Consider the following 14793-nt stretch of genomic DNA (forward strand, 5'->3'; position numbering starts at 1 on the left):
GGCCTCAGGGATCGCAGTGTCCTCAGCAGATCGCATTGCCCTCCAGCGGACGGGAGGTCACGCACATGGAGGCGACCGTAGGCGACAAGCTGCTCGTGCACGGCAGGGTTGTCGGAATTCACGATCGTGTAGCGGAGATCATCGAAGTGCTCGGGAACCACGGGGAACCGCCTTACCGCGTGCGTTACGAGGACGACGGCCACGAGTGCCTGTTCTCCCCCGGGCCCGATTCGGTCGTCCGCCACCTGGCCGCCGGACCCGGGCAGCGCTAGCTCTCCCGAGGCCGGGGGCCCTGGCTCGAGCGCCCGGCTCAAGGGCCCGGCTCAGCGGGGCGGACGGACACGGTACGGATAGTGGTCGGCGACCACACGCGCCATGGCGCCGTTGTGGTCGGCGGCCACTTCCTTCGCCGAGAAGTACACATTGCCGCGCACCCGCGGGAAGCCCCGGTCGAAGGTGAGGTGCCGGGACAGCTCCGCCGGGTCCTGCCAGGGCGCGGGCTGCGCCGGATCGCCCGCCTTGTAGAGCGCCTCGCCGATGTAGAGGTTCACCCCCGTGCCCCGGACCGCCTCCGACCACCACGGGACGAGCACGGCGTAGTCGGCGGCGGCGAAGCCGATGTTCCAGTAGACCTGCGGAACGATGTAGTCCAGCCATCCCCGCCGCACCCAGGCCCGGGTGTCCGCGTAGAGGTCGTCGTAGGTCTGCACCCCCGCCGTGGTGGCGGAGCCGAGCGGGTCGGTGGCCTGGTTGCGCCAGACGCCGAAGGGGCTGATGCCGAACCGCACCCGCCGCCCCAGCAGCTTGACGCGCACGGCCGTCTCGTGCACCAGCCGGTCGATGTTGTTCCGCCGCCAGGCCGCCCGGTCCGGGAAGCCCGCGCCGTACCGCTCGTACGTCGCGTCGTCGTCGAAGACCTGACCGGCCACCGGATACGGGTAGAAGTAGTCGTCCCAGTGGACGGCGTCGATGTCATAGCGCGCGACCGCGTCCAGCATGGCGTCCTGGACGAAGCGGCGGACCTCGGGCAACCCGGGGTCGTAGTAGAGCTTCCCGCCGTACGGCACGACCCACTCGGGGTGCACACGGGCCGGATGTGTGGGGATGAGCCGTGAGGGGTCGGTGTGGTTGGCGATCCGGTACGGGTTGAACCAGGCGTGCAGCTCCAGACCGCGCCGGTGCGCCTCGCGCACCGCGGTGCCCAGCGGATCCCAGCCCGGGTCCCGGCCCTGGACGCCGGTGAGGCACTCCGCCCACGGCTCGTACGGTGAGGGCCACAGCGCATCCGCCGTGGGCCGCACCTGGAAGACCACCGCGTTGAGCCGGCGGCGGACGGCGGTGTCGAGGAAGTCCAGCAACTCGGCCCGCTGCTGGTCCGCGGTGAGGCCGGGCCTGGACGGCCAGTCGCGGTTGGCGACGGTGGCCAGCCACATCCCGCGGAACTCGGGCCGGTGCCCACCGCCCCGCCCCTCCGCCAGCGCGTCACCCGCGGTGACGGTGGCGGCCAGGGCTCCGGCGGCCGCGGCCGTCAGACTTCTGCGCGTGATCCGACCCATGCCCAACTCCTCGCCTCGGTCGTGTCGCCGACGTGGCCCGGCCACCGGCCGGGACCTGTCAACTCCCGCTGATGATGGGGCCCTTGTGGGGCGCCCGGCAATGGTTACCGCGCATCCGGGCGATCCGGGCCCAACACCCCTCGACTACCGCTCGACTTCACCCTTCTCGCACGGCCGTCCGGCCGCTAGCATCGGATTGACGCACGCATGGGAGCGCTCCCAAAGACCCTCGCCCGCATGGCACGCACCGCCTCACTACCCCCACGTCCGGAGAGGAAGTTCCCGTGCGCAGCAAAGGCAGCAGACCCGTCGGCGCGCTCATGGCCGCGCTGGCACTCGTCGGGGGATTACTCACCGCGGCCGCCGCCTCCCCGGCCGCCGCCCGCCCCGAATCGGCCCCCGGCCGGGCGTCGGCCCGCACCGACGCCTACACCTGGAAGAACGTCCGCGTGGACGGCGGCGGCTTCGTCCCCGGCATCGTCTTCAACCGCAAGGAGCGGAACCTCGCCTACGCCCGCACCGACATCGGCGGGGCGTACCGCTGGGACCAGTCCGGCAAACGGTGGGTGCCGCTGCTGGACTCGCTGGACTGGGACCACTGGGGCTGGACCGGGGTGGTCAGCCTGGCCAGCGACTCGGTGGATCCCGACAAGGTCTATGTGGCGGCCGGTACGTACACCAACAGCTGGGACCCGGGCAATGGCGCGATCCTGCGCTCGTCGGACCGGGGCGCCAGCTGGCAGTCCACCACCCTCCCGTTCAAGCTGGGCGGCAATATGCCCGGCCGGGGCATGGGGGAACGGCTGGCGGTGGACCCCAACAGAAACAGCGTGCTCTACCTCGGCGCGCCGAGCGGCAACGGGCTGTGGCGCTCCACCGACTCCGGTGTCACCTGGTCGAAGGTGACCTCCTTCCCCAACCCCGGCACCTACGTCCAGGACCCGGGCGACGCCAGCGGCTATCTGAGCGACAACCAGGGCGTGGTGTGGGTGACCTTCGACGAGCGCACCGGCTCCGCCGGCAGCGCGACGAAGACCGTCTACGTGGGCGTGGCCGACAAGGACAACACCGTCTACCGCTCGACGGACGCGGGCGCCACCTGGTCGCGGGTGGCCGGGCAGCCGACCGGCTACCTCTCCCACAAGGGCGTCCTCGACGCGAAGAACGGCTATCTGTACCTCACCACCAGCGACAAGGGCGGCCCGTACGACGGCGAGAAGGGCCAGGTGTGGCGGTACACCACGGCGACCGGGGAGTGGAAGAACATCAGCCCCATGACGGACGCCGACACCTACTTCGGCTACAGCGGGCTCACGGTGGACCGCGCGACACCGGGCACGCTGATGGTGACCGGCTACAGCTCCTGGTGGCCGGACACCCAGATCTTCCGCTCCACCGACTCCGGCGCCACCTGGACCCGGGCCTGGGACTTCACCAGCTATCCGAACCGGTCCTTCCGCTACACCCAGGACGTCAGTGCCGTCCCCTGGCTGACCTTCGGCACCAACCCCTCGCCGCCCGAAGTCACCCCGAAGCTGGGCTGGATGACCGAGGCGCTGGAGATCGACCCGTTCGACTCCAGCCGGATGATGTACGGCACGGGTGCGACGATCTACGGCACGGAGAACCTGAAGAGCTGGGACACCGGCGGCAAAATCGCCATCACGCCGATGGTCAGGGGCCTGGAGGAGACGGCGGTCAACGATCTGGCGAGCCCGCCCACCGGCGCCCCGCTGCTCAGCGCGCTCGGTGACATCGGGGGCTTCCGCCACACCGACCTCGACGCGGTGCCCACGAGGATGTACACCTCGCCGACGTTCACCACGACCACCAGCCTGGACTACGCGGAGACCAATCCGAACACCGTGGTCCGGGTGGGCAACAACGACTCCGCGCCGCGGATCGCCTTCTCGACCGACAACGGCGCCAACTGGTTCCAGGGCAGCGAGCCGTCCGGGGTGACCGGCGGCGGCACGGTGGCCGCGGCGGCCGACGGCAGCGGCTTCGTCTGGGCCCCGGAGGGCACCTCGGCCGTCTACCACACCACCGGATTCGGCAACTCCTGGTCGGCGTCGAGCGGTATCCCCGCCGGAGCGGTCGTGGAGTCCGACCGTAAGAACCCCAAGAAGTTCTACGGCTTCAAGGCGGGCACCTTCTACGTCTCCACCGACGGCGGCGCCACCTTCACCGCCAGGGCGTCCGCCGGGCTGCCGGCCGACGGTCCGGCGCGGTTCAAGGCGCTGCCGGGCGCCGAGGGCGACATCTGGCTCGCGGGCGGCAGCACGGGCGGGGGCTACGGGCTGTGGCACTCCACGGACTCCGGCGCGACGTTCACCAAACTGAGCGGTGTCCAGCAGGCGGACACCATCGGCTTCGGCAAGGCGGCGCCCGGCGCCTCGTACCCGGCGCTCTACACCAGCGCCGAGATCGGCGGAGTGCGCGGCATCTTCCGCTCCACCGACGCCGGGGCGAGCTGGACCCGGATCAACGACAACGCCCACCAGTGGGGCTGGACGGGCGCCTCGATCACCGGCGACCCCCGGGTCTACGGCCGGGTCTACGTGGCCACCAACGGGCGCGGCATCCTGCGCGGCGACCTCTCATGACCGTGCGGTGAGCGCCCCGTACGAGTGATGGGGACGGGGGCGGGCCCGGGCCGGGAATGCGGCCCCGGCCCGCCCCCTGCCGATAACCGGAGGGTAACGTCTGGGACGACAGGGGGACGACACACCGGACGGTTGGACCAGCGAAAGGCACGATGTGACCGACATCGAACGCGTCGGAGTGGTGGGCTGTGGCCAGATGGGTGCGGGCATCGCGCAGGTGTGCGCCCGCTCCGGCCTGGACGTCATGGTCGCGGAGACCACGGGCGAGGCCCTGGAGATAGGGCGCACCCGGCTGACCAACTCCCTCGGCAAGGCCGCCGAGCGCGGCAAGATCACCGAGGAGCAGCGCGACGCGACGCTGGACCGGCTGAGCTTCACCACCGATCTGGGGGAATTCGCCGACCGTGACCTCGTGATCGAGGCGGTCGTCGAGAACGAGCAGATCAAGACCGAGATCTTCCAGGTCCTCGACCAGGTGGTGACCCGCCCGGACGCGATCCTCGCCTCCAACACCTCCTCCATCCCGCTGGTCAAACTGGCCGTCGCCACCTCCCGGCCGGACCAGGTGATCGGCATCCACTTCTTCAACCCGGCGCCGGTGCAGTCGCTGGTGGAGCTGATCCCGGCGCTCACCACCGGCGATGAGACCATCAAGCGCGCCGAGGCGCTGGTCGGCGACATCCTGGGCAAACACGCCATCCGCGCCCAGGACCGCGCCGGGTTCGTGGTCAACGCGCTGCTCATCCCGTATCTGCTGTCCGCCATCCGGATGTTCGAGTCCGGGATCGCCAGCCGCGAGGACATCGACAACGGCATGGAGCAGGGCTGCGCCCATCCGATGGGCCCGCTGAAGCTGTCCGATCTGATCGGCCTGGACACGATCGCGGCGATCGCCGACTCCATGTACGAGGAGTACAAGGAGCCGCTGTACGCCTCTCCCCCGCTGCTGCTGCGCATGGTCGACGCGGGCCGCCTGGGCCGCAAAACCGGTTCGGGCTTCTATACGTACTGAGCCGGACCGCGCTCGCCCCCGGCCGCCCCCGCCCGTGGCCTCCGACCGCCAACGCCCGCTCGCGGCCGCGGCCGCCCCTGCCCGGCAGTGAACGGCCGCACACGACAACGGCCTTGCCCCATGCCCTGACAGCGACAAGCCGGCCAGGAGAGGGGCAAGGCCATGTCATCTGACGCCGGCTCGCCGCCGTGGCGGCCCCTCTTGTCATGCTCGTGCAGCACCCGGCCCTTGTCCGCCCAGCAGGCCAGGCCCGCCTCGGTGAGGGGCAAGTAGCTAGGCCATCGCGAGCACGTCGTGGACCAGCTGGTCCGCGTACTCCCGGTCGACGGACAGGCCGAAGACCACGTGGTGATACATCGGTGCGATCACGTGATCGAGGACCTGCTGCTCGGTCGGCGCCCGCTCCCCGCGCGCCCTTGCCCGATCCAGCATCACCTTGGCCTGCGTGCGGCGCTGCTCCCAGCACGGGCAGGTGTGCACCTCGTCCCGGGCGGACGTCATGGCGCGCAGGTAACGGGTCCGGCGCGGTTGGGTGATGTCGTCGACCACGATCCGAGCCCACGCCGACAGGTCACCGCGCAGTGACCCGGTGTCCGGCAGTTCGTCGCCGTCCTTGGTGAGCGCGGCGACAGCGACCTCCTCCAGGAGCGTGTCCAGGTCGCCCCAGCGGCGATAGATGCTGGTCGGGTTGACGCCTGCCCGATTGGCCACGAGCGGGATGGTGATGCGGTCCGCCTTGCCCTCGCCCATGAGCTGGCCGACTGCGGTGTAGACGGCGTCCCGGACCTTCGCGCTGCGTCCGCCCGGCCGCCGGGCTGGTGTGGTGGTCGGCATACGACCATTATCGCAGAAGTCTTTGTTTTAAGCTCCGCCCCGTGTACGGTCAACTAAAGCAATGATCTTCGCTTTAATTGACCGTGGGGGTACTCCATGCTGACCGCTCCGGACACCCGGCGCATATCGTCCGGGCCGGCCACCGTCCTGCCCGCGGCGACCATGTTGACGTTCCTCGCCGCGTCCAGCGCGCCGACCCCGCTGTACCACGTCTACCAGGCGCGTTGGGCGTTCTCCGCGGGCATGCTGACGGTGATCTTCGGTGTCTACGCGGTGTGCCTGTTGCTCGCGCTGCTGACCGTCGGGTCGCTGTCCGACCACGTGGGACGCCGCCCGGTGATCCTCGGCGCCCTCGCGCTCGACGCGGTTGCCATGCTGATCTTCAGCGCCGCGGACGGCGTTCCGTTGCTGATCGCGGCGCGCATGGTGCAGGGCATCGCGACCGGCGCGGCAACCGGTGCGCTGGCCGCCGCGATCCTGGATGCGGAGCGACCACACGGGCCGATCGTGAACAGCGTCGCCCCGATAGCGGGTCTCGCCGTCGGCGGACTTGGTTCCGCAGCGCTCGTCCAGTTCCTGCCGTGGCCGCGCCAGACCGTGTACCTGGTGCTGCTCGTGGTGTTCGCGGTCGAGGCGATCGGCACGATCGTGGTGACCGAGACCTCGCCGATGATGCCCGGCGCACGGCAGGCGATCCGGCCGAATGTCGGCATCCCGGCCGCGGCGCGGTCCGCGTTCGCCGCCATCGCGCTGCTGAACATCGCGGCGTGGGCGTTGGGCGGCTTCTACCTCTCGCTCGGCCCGAGCCTGGTCCGTGTGGTCACCGGCTCAAACTCGATCCTGCTCGGCGGGTTGCTGGTGTTCACGCTGGCCGCGGCGGGCGCGGCGACGATCTGGCTGCTGCGCACGATCGCGGCCGGCCGGGTGATGCGCTTCGGCGCCGCCGCGCTGGCGATCGGGATCGCGGTAACCATCACGGCCGCCCAGACGGGGTCCCAGGCGCTGCTGTTCGCGGGCACACTGATCGCCGGGACCGGCTTCGGTGCGAGCTTTCAGGGCGTTACCCGCACCGTCTTCCCGCTCGCACCGGCCGCCGAACGCGGCAAGCTGGTCGCCGCGTTCTACGTGCTCAGCTACCTCGCGTTCGCCATCCCGGCTGTCGCGGCGGGCGTCATCGCGACCAGCGTCAGCCTGCTGACCACCGCGACCGGCTACGGCGTCGTGCTGATCGCGCTCGCGGTCACGGCGCTGCTTCCCCGGCAGCCGCGGTGATGAAGGCGAGTGCCTGCGGCCAGGACGCCGCGCACGCGCGGGTGTTCACCTCGATGCCCCGCCGGGCGGCCGCGCCGAAACCATGCTGCGCGCCGGGACAGACATGCCGGCCAAGGTGAACGTTGCTTCGACAGCCGCACGGCAGGCCCGGCCGGAAGAGGGCCGTACGGCGGTGATCCGAACTCGTCAGTCGGAGCTGTCCAGGTCGCGGCCCGCGTCGGCGCCGAGGACGCCCTCCAGTTCGGAGATCTCACCGACCAGCCGGAGGACGTCCCCGGTGCCTTCGAGGGCGAGCTGGACCTCGGCGACGCCCGTATCGCTGGGCCGGGCCTCCTCCTCGGCGCGGACGACCCGGGTGGTGCGGTCCCGCCCCTTCCAGGGGGCGCGGTCCACCCGGACCCGGCCCACCTTGTACCCGGCGGCCGTGCACAGCTCCAGGACGCGTGGCAGCAGTCCGGTGCCCACCCGGTAGGAGAGCTGAAGCTCCACCCGTTCGGCCGACCAGAGGGCCGGAAGGCGGCGGGTGAACAGTGGATAGCCGCGGATCACCAGGAAGTGCACCACGGTGGCGGCGGTGGCCAGCAGGGCCAGACCGCCGCCGCAGGCCATGCCCACCGCACAGGTCAGCCAGACGGTCGCCGCGGTGGTCAGTCCGCGGACCGCGTCGCGCCGGACGAAGATCAGGCCGCCGCCGATGAAGCCGATGCCGGAGACGATCTGCGCCGCCACCCGCGAGGGGTCGAGGCTGACATGGTCGCGCAGCAGCACATCGGAGAAGCCGTACTGGGAGACCTGCATGAACAGCGCGCTGCCCACGCCCACCAGCGTGTGGGTGCGCAGCCCGGCGCTCTTCTGCTGCACCGCCCTCTCGAGCCCGATCAGGGTGGACAGCACCAGCGCGACGCCGAGCTCGGCGAACTGCCGCACTCCCTGGTCGGCGCCGAATTCCCACATCGGAGCGGCGATCAGTTGCACATCCGTCCCTTCGTCCGGTCCATTCCGATCCATCCGGTATGTCCCGCCCCCGCGGCCCCTCCCTCCGGCCGCCGTCCCCCATGAGTACCCCTTGCGTACTCGCTGAGTACCGCCTTTCGCACGGGGTGTGCGCCGGTGACTCACACACCATCCCCACACACGCTCCCGCACCACCTGGGCATGCGCTTGACTCGGAGCGTTACCACTGCACGGACGTTACATCCGGAAGGGGATCAACCCGTGACCACCGAGCCCGAGCAAGCCGCGTTAGCCGTGGAGCTCGCGGAAATGCGCCGGACCGTCGAAGTGGGCTTCGCCCGCGTCGACGGCCGGCTCGCCCTGCTCGACCACCGTGGCGAGCAGGCTGAGGAGGAAGTGAACCAACTGGCCGGGCGCACACGGATCCTGGAGCACGGACGCTGGCCGTTGCCCTCCATCGCCGCCCTGACCGGGGTGTCCGCCCTGGCCCTCGCGGTATGGCAGGCGGCCGGACACTAGCCAGGGCGGCCGGCCCGGTCCGGCCGAGCCTGCTCGGCCTAGCCGAGCCTGATGTGGTGGAGCAGGAGCAGCGCGGCCGCCATGTTGGCCGCGGGCACCTCACCGCGGGCCACCATGTCGGGCACCAGCTTCAGCGGCACCCACTCGCGGCGGTCCGACTCGAAGTCGTCCTCCGGGTGCCCGACGTACGATGCCTCCTCGGCCCAGTAGATGTGGTGCCGTGCGTCGGTGAGCCCGTTGGACGGCTCGACGGAGAGCAGATGGCGCAGCGGGCCGGGCCGCCAGCCCGTCTCCTCCTCCATCTCCCTGGCCGCGGCGTCGGCGATGTCCTCACCGTCCTCGACGACGCCCGCGGCCAGCTCCCAGCCCCAGGCGTCGGTGATGAACCGGTGCCGCCACAGCAGCAGCACCTCGTTGGCCTCGTTCACCACGGTGGCCACGGCCACGGGCCGAAGCCGGATCAGATAGTGGTCCAGATGACGCCCGTCGGGGAGTCGGACGTCGGCGAGGTTGACCCGGAACCATCGGTTCTCGTACACGGTCCGCTCCCTGAGGTTCTTCCATCGCACTGTCAGCCACCTTTCGTCGGACGGGAGGCCATCCTGGGCCACCCGCTGACGAGAGTGCGGATGCGCGAGCGGAACCGCGGTCACAGAGGAACGCGCAGTGCCCCGTCGATGAGTTCGGCGGCTTCGGCCGTCGCGGCGCATCCGCTGGCCGCGAGGTGTTCCCGTACCGCCCTCAGCCGGTCGCGTAACCGCTGGGACTCCATGCCGCGTGCCCGCTCGGTCATCTCCACCGCGGTGGCGCCCGCCCGGTCCATATCGCCCTGGCGCAGCTCGATATGGGTGAGCATGGCGAGCCGGTGCACCCGGCCCCGGTCGTGGGCGGGGGTGCCGACCGCGGCGGTGGCGTGCTCGCGGGCGCCGCCGAGGTCACCGAGGCTCAGCAGCGCCTCGGCCACCTGGACGTTCACCAGACCCGGCTGCACATAGCCCGTCTCGTCGGGCTCCTGGCCTGGTCTGATGCGGTCGGCGGCGGTCTCGGCGCGCCGGATGCAGGACAGCGCGCCGGCGCCGTCGCCGAGCCGGGCGTACGCCTTGGCCTGCATGGCGTAGAGGTCGGCGGCGAGCGCGGGGGTGATCTGGGAACCCGCGGCGCGCAGCGCCGATTCGGCGAAGGCGACTGCCTGCCGGTACTCCTTCATGAAGAGGGACTGATTGACCAGCAGCGCTATCACATAGGCGCCCAGGCCCCGGTCACCGCTGGCCTTGGCGAGCCGCAGCGCCTGGTGGAAGTAGCGCTGGGCCAGGCCGTGCGCGTTGGAGTCGTAGGCGCAGATCCCGGCGATGGCCACCAGGCCGCCGGTCGCCCGGTGCAGCTGGCGGCCGGTGTCGTCGGCGTAGCTGCCGCGCAGCAGTGGCGCCGCCTCGGAGTTGAGGAACCCCACCACCCGGGTCCGGGTCGCGACACCGCCGGCCTTGCGGTACATCTGCTCGTAGTGGGCGCGGGCGGCGCGCATCGTGTCGATGTCGGTCATGCTGACGCGCGTCAGACCGCGCCGGGAGACATCGGAGTCCTCGGGAGGGTTCTCCCACTCCCACACCGGGATGACGGCGGGGGTGCCGGTGACCGCCGGGGCCTCGACGACATGCTGGCGCTGCTGTTCGTCGGAGCGCCACAGCGCGGTGGCGCGCTCGACGAACCCGGAGAGCGGGGTGGCGGGGCCCCGGGCGCTGCCGGGGGTGCCGAGGCCGATGTCGTCCAGGGTGAGGGCGCGGTGCAGCCGCTCGCCCAGCACCTCGCAGATGAGGTCGGGCACCTGGCCGCGCGGCCGCTGTCCCTTCAGCCACCGGGCCACCGCGGTGTGTTCGTACCGCAGGCTCATCCCCCGGGCCCGGCCCGCCTCGTTGATATGCGCGGCCAGTCCCGCGTGGGAGACTCCGGCCTCGTCGAGCACGGAGTCGAGCAGTGTGTTGGGCTCCATCTCGCCCTCCCCAAACGCTCGGTGGCGCCAGCGTAATGGAGGGAGATTCGCACGGGGTGTGAATCGGGCCGGGGTGAGGCCGGGGCCCGATGGGTATTCCTATTGGGTATTCCCACGCTCCGCTATGGCAAGGCCGAGGCCCGCGCGTGGGACCGGGCACCCCCGGCTCACCCACCGCTCGGCCTGGATCGACCTGGATCGACCTGGACGACGACTCCCCTGACCGAAGGCACGTTTATCCGCCTCAAGGTCGACCACCTTGCCGGCGACCGTGCCCACCCCCCGGCCAGGGCCAGGGCGACCGCCCGGCTCCAAGAGCACCCCGCCACCCGCTACGACGTGGGCAATACCATCAAATGCCCCGAGATACTTGTCGCTCTGAGTGATCAGCGACGATAAGGAACAAGCTCATCCCACATGGCTGAGTGGGCGTAGAGCAGTACTGCTGCCCGGCCATTCCCCTGGCTACCGGGCCGATTTGTCGTCGGACCCGGCGATGCCGTCGGCGCGGTGCGGCCCTGGCGCGTTGAGCCCGTAGTGGTCGCCGATCATCCGCAGCGTGAAGCAGGCGATGGCCGCCCCCAGCGCGGCGGGCACACCGTAGACGCCGGTGCGTTCGCATGCGACGGTGATCCCAGCCCCCAGCAGCGCCGGGATCGCGTACAGATCCGCGTACAGCACCGTCGGCAAGCGCAACACCAGCACGTCCCGTAACGTGCCGCCACCGACCCCGGTCACCATGCCGAGCAGCACGGCCTGCGGTGCGCCGATGTGATACTCCAGCGCGGTGGTCGCTCCGGTCACCGCAAACAGACTGAGGCCGGCCGCGTCGAACACCGTGATCAGCGTCGTGTAGCGCTCCAGGTGCCGCCACAGCAGGAACGTGACCATGCCGCCGGCTACCGCGACCGCCAGGTACCGCCAGTCGCTGAACGTTGCCGGGGGCAGTGCGCCGGCGAGCACGTCCCGGAGCACTCCGCCGCCCAGGGCGGTCACCATGGCGAGCGCGAGCACGCCGACGATGTCCAGACGTGCCACCCGCGTCGCGGTGAGCGCGCCGTTCAACGCGAACGCGAAGGTGCCCAGCAGGTCGAGTACGAGGTGCAACATTCCATAGCCGTGCATCGTCGACCCCTCGCGCCTCCCGCCGTCGCTCGTCTTGACGTCCTCGGCACTGTCTCACCAGGTCACAGTGCGCGCACCGCTTTGACCCGAACGGCCGACACGCGATGCGCGGCCTGTCGCCGCGCTGGCATCCTGGATCCCGGCGGGACCGATGGCGAGCGAGTGACACCTGGTGGGGCGCGAGCGGAGGGTAACGCTGTGACAAGACGTGGCTGTGACACGGAACAGGGCGCGGTGGTGCTGATCGCCGACCGGAGCTGGGACGGGCTCGCGGACCGGCCCTCCGGGCGCACCGAGGTGGCCGTGCGCGACGGTCGGGTCGCCGAGGTGGGTCCGACTGTCGACCGCGTCGGCGCCGAGGTGGTCGAACTCGGCGATCGCATGCTGCTGCCGGGACTGATCGACTGCCACATCCACACCACCGTCGATCCCAGCCGGCTCCTGCGTGCCTTCGCGTCCGACGGGTCTGCGGCGATCGCGCTGAGCGCCCTGCCGGTATTGCGTAACCTGCTCCACCGCGGCTTCACCACGATCCGCGACCTGGCCACCTTCGCCGCCGAGCCGGTCACGCTGTATCTGCGCGACGCCATCGCCCGTGGTCACATTGTGGGGCCGCGGATGATCGTCGCGCCGTACCTGATCTCCGCGCGGGGCGCGCACGGCGACGCCTCGACACTCCTCGCGTCACACTTCGACCGCGAGATCGGCGCGCTGGCAGACGGCGTGGACGAGATCACGCGCAGGGTACGCGAGAAGATCCGTGCCGGCGCCGACTGGATCAAGTTCGGCGCCACCGGCGGCTTCGCCACCCCCTCAGACGATCCCACGCAGACCACCTACACGCAGGAGGAGATGAACGCGCTGGTCGCCACGGCGCGCGACTTGGGCATCCCCTGCACGCCGCATGCCTACGGTGACGAGGGCGTGTCGCGTGCCGTCACCGCCGGTGTTCGCTCGATCGAGCACGGCAACCTCGCTTCGGCGTCGACACTGGCCCAGATGACTGAACGGGGCGTCTTCCTCGTGCCGACCCAGTTCATGGTCCTCGACGCGCTCGACCACCTCGACGACGACAGCTACTGGGAGGGTAAGGATCCAGCGGAACGGGTGAAGTTCACCCGCTACGCCGACCAGCTCCGGGAGTCCGCGCACAACGTGGCCGCAAGCGACGTGCGCATCGCGTTCGGCACCGACGCCGGCATGTTCCCGCACGCCGACAACTGGCGCGAGTTTCCGGCGATGGTCAAGACCGGTATCGCCACCGTGCGGGCCCTTCGCGCTGCCACCAGCGTCGCCGCCGACCTGCTCGACCGGCCCGACCTCGGACGCCTCCAGCCCGGCGCGACCGCCGACCTGATCGCACTGCCCGCCGATCCCTTCGACGACATCACGGCCGTTGCGGACATCGACTTCGTCATGCAAAAGGGCACCGTGCACCGCGCTCCCACCCCTGGTGTCGCAGGTAAGCCCCCAACGGGCCGCTAGCTAGGCCCGGTGGGCATCGGCGGCCGCGCGGGTGAGGGCCTTGGGGGCGGAGAGTGGGCAGCGGTCGTAGCGCAGCGCGAGCAGCGCGACGTCGTCGGAGAGCCGGCCGCCGGTGTGGCGCAGCAGCGCCGCGCGTACCCCCGCCACGACCGCCGCCGGGACGAGCGGTCCGGGGCCCGCGGCCTCGGACAGGGCGCGGCGCAGCGGGAAGAACGTGCCGTGGGCGTCCCGCGCGTCCTCGGCGCCGTCGGTGTGCAGCACCAGGGTGTCGCCGGCGCCGAGGGAGTTCCAGCGGGCGATCGGGAGCTCGGCGGGGAGCGGGAAGAGGCCGAGCGGCGGCAGCACCTCGCCGGGCGCGGCCTGCCGGGCCATGGCCGGGCCCACCGGCTGTTCGTAGAGGCGGTACGGCCAGGGGTGGCCGCAGTTGAGCGCGGTGACCTCGCCGTCCGCGCCCACCTCCAGCAGCAGAACGGTCACGAACTCCTCGTCCACATGGCGCTCCAGCGGGCACTCCTCGCTCACGCGGGCCCGCAGATGGCGCTCCAAGGCGCGGTCGAGCCGGCGCAGCACACCGGCGAGCCGGGGCTCCTCATGGGCGGCCTCGCGGAAGCAGCCGAGGACGGCGGCCACGGTACCGATCGCGGCGAGGCCGTGCCCACGCACATCGCCCATGATGACGCGGACGCCGTACGGGGTGGCCAGCGCCTCGTAGAGATCGCCGCCGACGGCAGCGCCCCGGCTGGCCGACAGATGCCCGCCCGCCAGCTCGATGCCCTCCAGCCGGGCCGGGAGCGGCCGCAGCACCACGTCCTGCGCCGCGGCGGCCACCGCCCGGAGCTGCTCCAGCTCACGGACCAGCCGCACCTTACGGCCCGCCATGAGATAGCCGCCAACGGCCACACCGACGATGGCGCAGCAGCCGGCCAGCGGGGCGTACGGCTCCTTCGGATCGCCGTCGGGCTCCAGCTCGGTCGGAGGGGCGAGGGCGAACAGCAGGCTGGCACCGCCGAGCAGCAGAATGCACCGGCGACGACCGCTGCTCGCACAGGCGATGGCGGGTGCCGCGGTGATGAGGGGGACGAGCTCGGTGTGATGCGGGGCCAGCAGCTCCCAGCCGATGACGCCGAGCACCCACAGACAGGGGACCACACGAGTGGCCGACCGCAGACTCCGTGCCCTCCGTACGAACGCGCCGCCGACTGCCGATGTCCCGATCATGTATCGCCCCCAACGCCGGCCAATGAGGCGGTCGGCCGGGCTCCTGGACGGTCGATCCCGCGCGGGCCGTACGACCGGCACGATTCTCGCGACAGCCCCTGCCAATTGGACCGCCCGCCTCCGGATCTCACCTGATCGTGTGACCGCACCCCGGCCGACCACCCGAACACGCCACCGCGACGCGGACGCATGTCGGCTGTTTGCCGTTGACCGGGGGGCGGGGCT

Annotated in this window: 13 protein-coding genes; 6 read left to right on the plus strand and 7 right to left on the minus strand. The window is 71.1% G+C overall.

Annotated elements, in window-relative coordinates; translation table 11 throughout:
- Window positions 1-65 precede the first annotated feature (65 nt).
- Complete coding sequence (locus tag AB0E24_RS28775; RefSeq protein WP_069869696.1) at window positions 66-272, plus strand: DUF1918 domain-containing protein; 207 nt, start codon at window positions 66-68, stop codon at window positions 270-272.
- A 51-nt stretch (window positions 273-323) separates the two neighbouring features.
- Here AB0E24_RS28775 and AB0E24_RS28780 read toward each other — a convergent pair whose 3' ends face one another.
- Complete coding sequence (locus AB0E24_RS28780) at window positions 324-1556, minus strand: glycoside hydrolase family 10-like protein (protein ID WP_359381277.1); 1233 nt, start codon at window positions 1554-1556, stop codon at window positions 324-326.
- A gap of 284 nt (window positions 1557-1840) precedes the next feature.
- Here AB0E24_RS28780 and AB0E24_RS28785 point away from each other — a divergent pair, with 284 nt between their 5' ends.
- Window positions 1841-4162 carry a beta propeller repeat protein gene (locus AB0E24_RS28785; RefSeq protein ID WP_359381280.1) on the plus strand — a complete coding sequence of 774 codons (2322 nt, stop codon included), beginning with the start codon at window positions 1841-1843 and terminating at the stop codon, window positions 4160-4162.
- A gap of 154 nt (window positions 4163-4316) precedes the next feature.
- Complete coding sequence (locus tag AB0E24_RS28790) at window positions 4317-5174, plus strand: 3-hydroxybutyryl-CoA dehydrogenase (protein WP_359381282.1); 858 nt, start codon at window positions 4317-4319, stop codon at window positions 5172-5174.
- A gap of 273 nt (window positions 5175-5447) precedes the next feature.
- On the opposite strand, the gene AB0E24_RS28795 is transcribed toward AB0E24_RS28790, so the two are convergent.
- Window positions 5448-6008, minus strand: a complete 561-nt coding sequence (locus AB0E24_RS28795) for a TetR/AcrR family transcriptional regulator (RefSeq protein WP_093705724.1) — start codon at window positions 6006-6008, stop codon at window positions 5448-5450.
- 96 nt (window positions 6009-6104) lie between these two features.
- Here AB0E24_RS28795 and AB0E24_RS28800 point away from each other — a divergent pair, with 96 nt between their 5' ends.
- Window positions 6105-7280: an MFS transporter gene (locus AB0E24_RS28800; RefSeq protein WP_359381285.1), complete on the plus strand. Its 1176-nt coding sequence runs from the start codon at window positions 6105-6107 to the stop codon at window positions 7278-7280.
- Between the two features lie 186 nt (window positions 7281-7466).
- Here the strand turns inward: AB0E24_RS28800 and AB0E24_RS28805 are convergent, their stop codons facing one another.
- Window positions 7467-8288 carry an MgtC/SapB family protein gene (locus tag AB0E24_RS28805; RefSeq protein ID WP_359381288.1) on the minus strand — a complete coding sequence of 274 codons (822 nt, stop codon included), beginning with the start codon at window positions 8286-8288 and terminating at the stop codon, window positions 7467-7469.
- 207 nt (window positions 8289-8495) lie between these two features.
- Between AB0E24_RS28805 and AB0E24_RS28810 the strand changes: the two genes are divergently transcribed.
- Window positions 8496-8753 (plus strand): hypothetical protein, encoded by a 258-nt coding sequence (locus AB0E24_RS28810; protein ID WP_069869690.1) that lies wholly within the window; start codon window positions 8496-8498, stop codon window positions 8751-8753.
- Window positions 8754-8791: 38 nt separating this feature from the next.
- Here the strand turns inward: AB0E24_RS28810 and AB0E24_RS28815 are convergent, their stop codons facing one another.
- The 3 genes from AB0E24_RS28815 to AB0E24_RS28825 all read right to left on the minus strand — a co-directional run bounded on the left by AB0E24_RS28815 (window position 8792) and on the right by AB0E24_RS28825 (window position 11865).
- Complete coding sequence (locus AB0E24_RS28815) at window positions 8792-9322, minus strand: NUDIX hydrolase (protein ID WP_069869689.1); 531 nt, start codon at window positions 9320-9322, stop codon at window positions 8792-8794.
- Between the two features lie 80 nt (window positions 9323-9402).
- The gene (locus AB0E24_RS28820) at window positions 9403-10740 is read right to left on the minus strand and encodes an NsdA family TPR-like regulatory protein (protein WP_069869688.1); all 1338 of its coding nucleotides are present in this window, start codon (window positions 10738-10740) and stop codon (window positions 9403-9405) included.
- A gap of 465 nt (window positions 10741-11205) precedes the next feature.
- Window positions 11206-11865 carry a trimeric intracellular cation channel family protein gene (locus AB0E24_RS28825; RefSeq protein WP_079259600.1) on the minus strand — a complete coding sequence of 220 codons (660 nt, stop codon included), beginning with the start codon at window positions 11863-11865 and terminating at the stop codon, window positions 11206-11208.
- Window positions 11866-12099: 234 nt separating this feature from the next.
- Here AB0E24_RS28825 and AB0E24_RS28830 point away from each other — a divergent pair, with 234 nt between their 5' ends.
- Entirely contained in the window at window positions 12100-13350 is a 1251-nt protein-coding gene (locus AB0E24_RS28830; RefSeq protein ID WP_359381293.1) for a metal-dependent hydrolase family protein, read from the plus strand.
- Here AB0E24_RS28830 and AB0E24_RS28835 read toward each other — a convergent pair whose 3' ends face one another.
- Complete coding sequence (locus tag AB0E24_RS28835) at window positions 13351-14568, minus strand: PP2C family protein-serine/threonine phosphatase (protein ID WP_359381296.1); 1218 nt, start codon at window positions 14566-14568, stop codon at window positions 13351-13353.
- Window positions 14569-14793: the final 225 nt, after the last annotated feature.

Source organism: Streptomyces malaysiensis subsp. malaysiensis, from assembly GCF_040653035.1.
GTDB classification, from domain to species: Bacteria; Actinomycetota; Actinomycetes; order Streptomycetales; family Streptomycetaceae; genus Streptomyces; species Streptomyces malaysiensis.

What these genes read in the sequence shown, in the direction of transcription:
- AB0E24_RS28775 (WP_069869696.1), top strand. Translation starts at nt 66, where the DNA reads ATGGAGGCGACCGTAGGCGACAAGCTGCTCGTGCACGGCAGGGTTGTC.
- AB0E24_RS28780 (WP_359381277.1), bottom strand. Translation starts at nt 1,556, where the DNA reads ATGGGTCGGATCACGCGCAGAAGTCTGACGGCCGCGGCCGCCGGAGCC.
- AB0E24_RS28795 (WP_093705724.1), bottom strand. Translation starts at nt 6,008, where the DNA reads ATGCCGACCACCACACCAGCCCGGCGGCCGGGCGGACGCAGCGCGAAG.
- AB0E24_RS28800 (WP_359381285.1), top strand. Translation starts at nt 6,105, where the DNA reads ATGCTGACCGCTCCGGACACCCGGCGCATATCGTCCGGGCCGGCCACC.
- AB0E24_RS28805 (WP_359381288.1), bottom strand. Translation starts at nt 8,288, where the DNA reads ATGGATCGGAATGGACCGGACGAAGGGACGGATGTGCAACTGATCGCC.
- AB0E24_RS28820 (WP_069869688.1), bottom strand. Translation starts at nt 10,740, where the DNA reads ATGGAGCCCAACACACTGCTCGACTCCGTGCTCGACGAGGCCGGAGTC.
- AB0E24_RS28825 (WP_079259600.1), bottom strand. Translation starts at nt 11,865, where the DNA reads ATGCACGGCTATGGAATGTTGCACCTCGTACTCGACCTGCTGGGCACC.
- AB0E24_RS28835 (WP_359381296.1), bottom strand. Translation starts at nt 14,568, where the DNA reads ATGATCGGGACATCGGCAGTCGGCGGCGCGTTCGTACGGAGGGCACGG.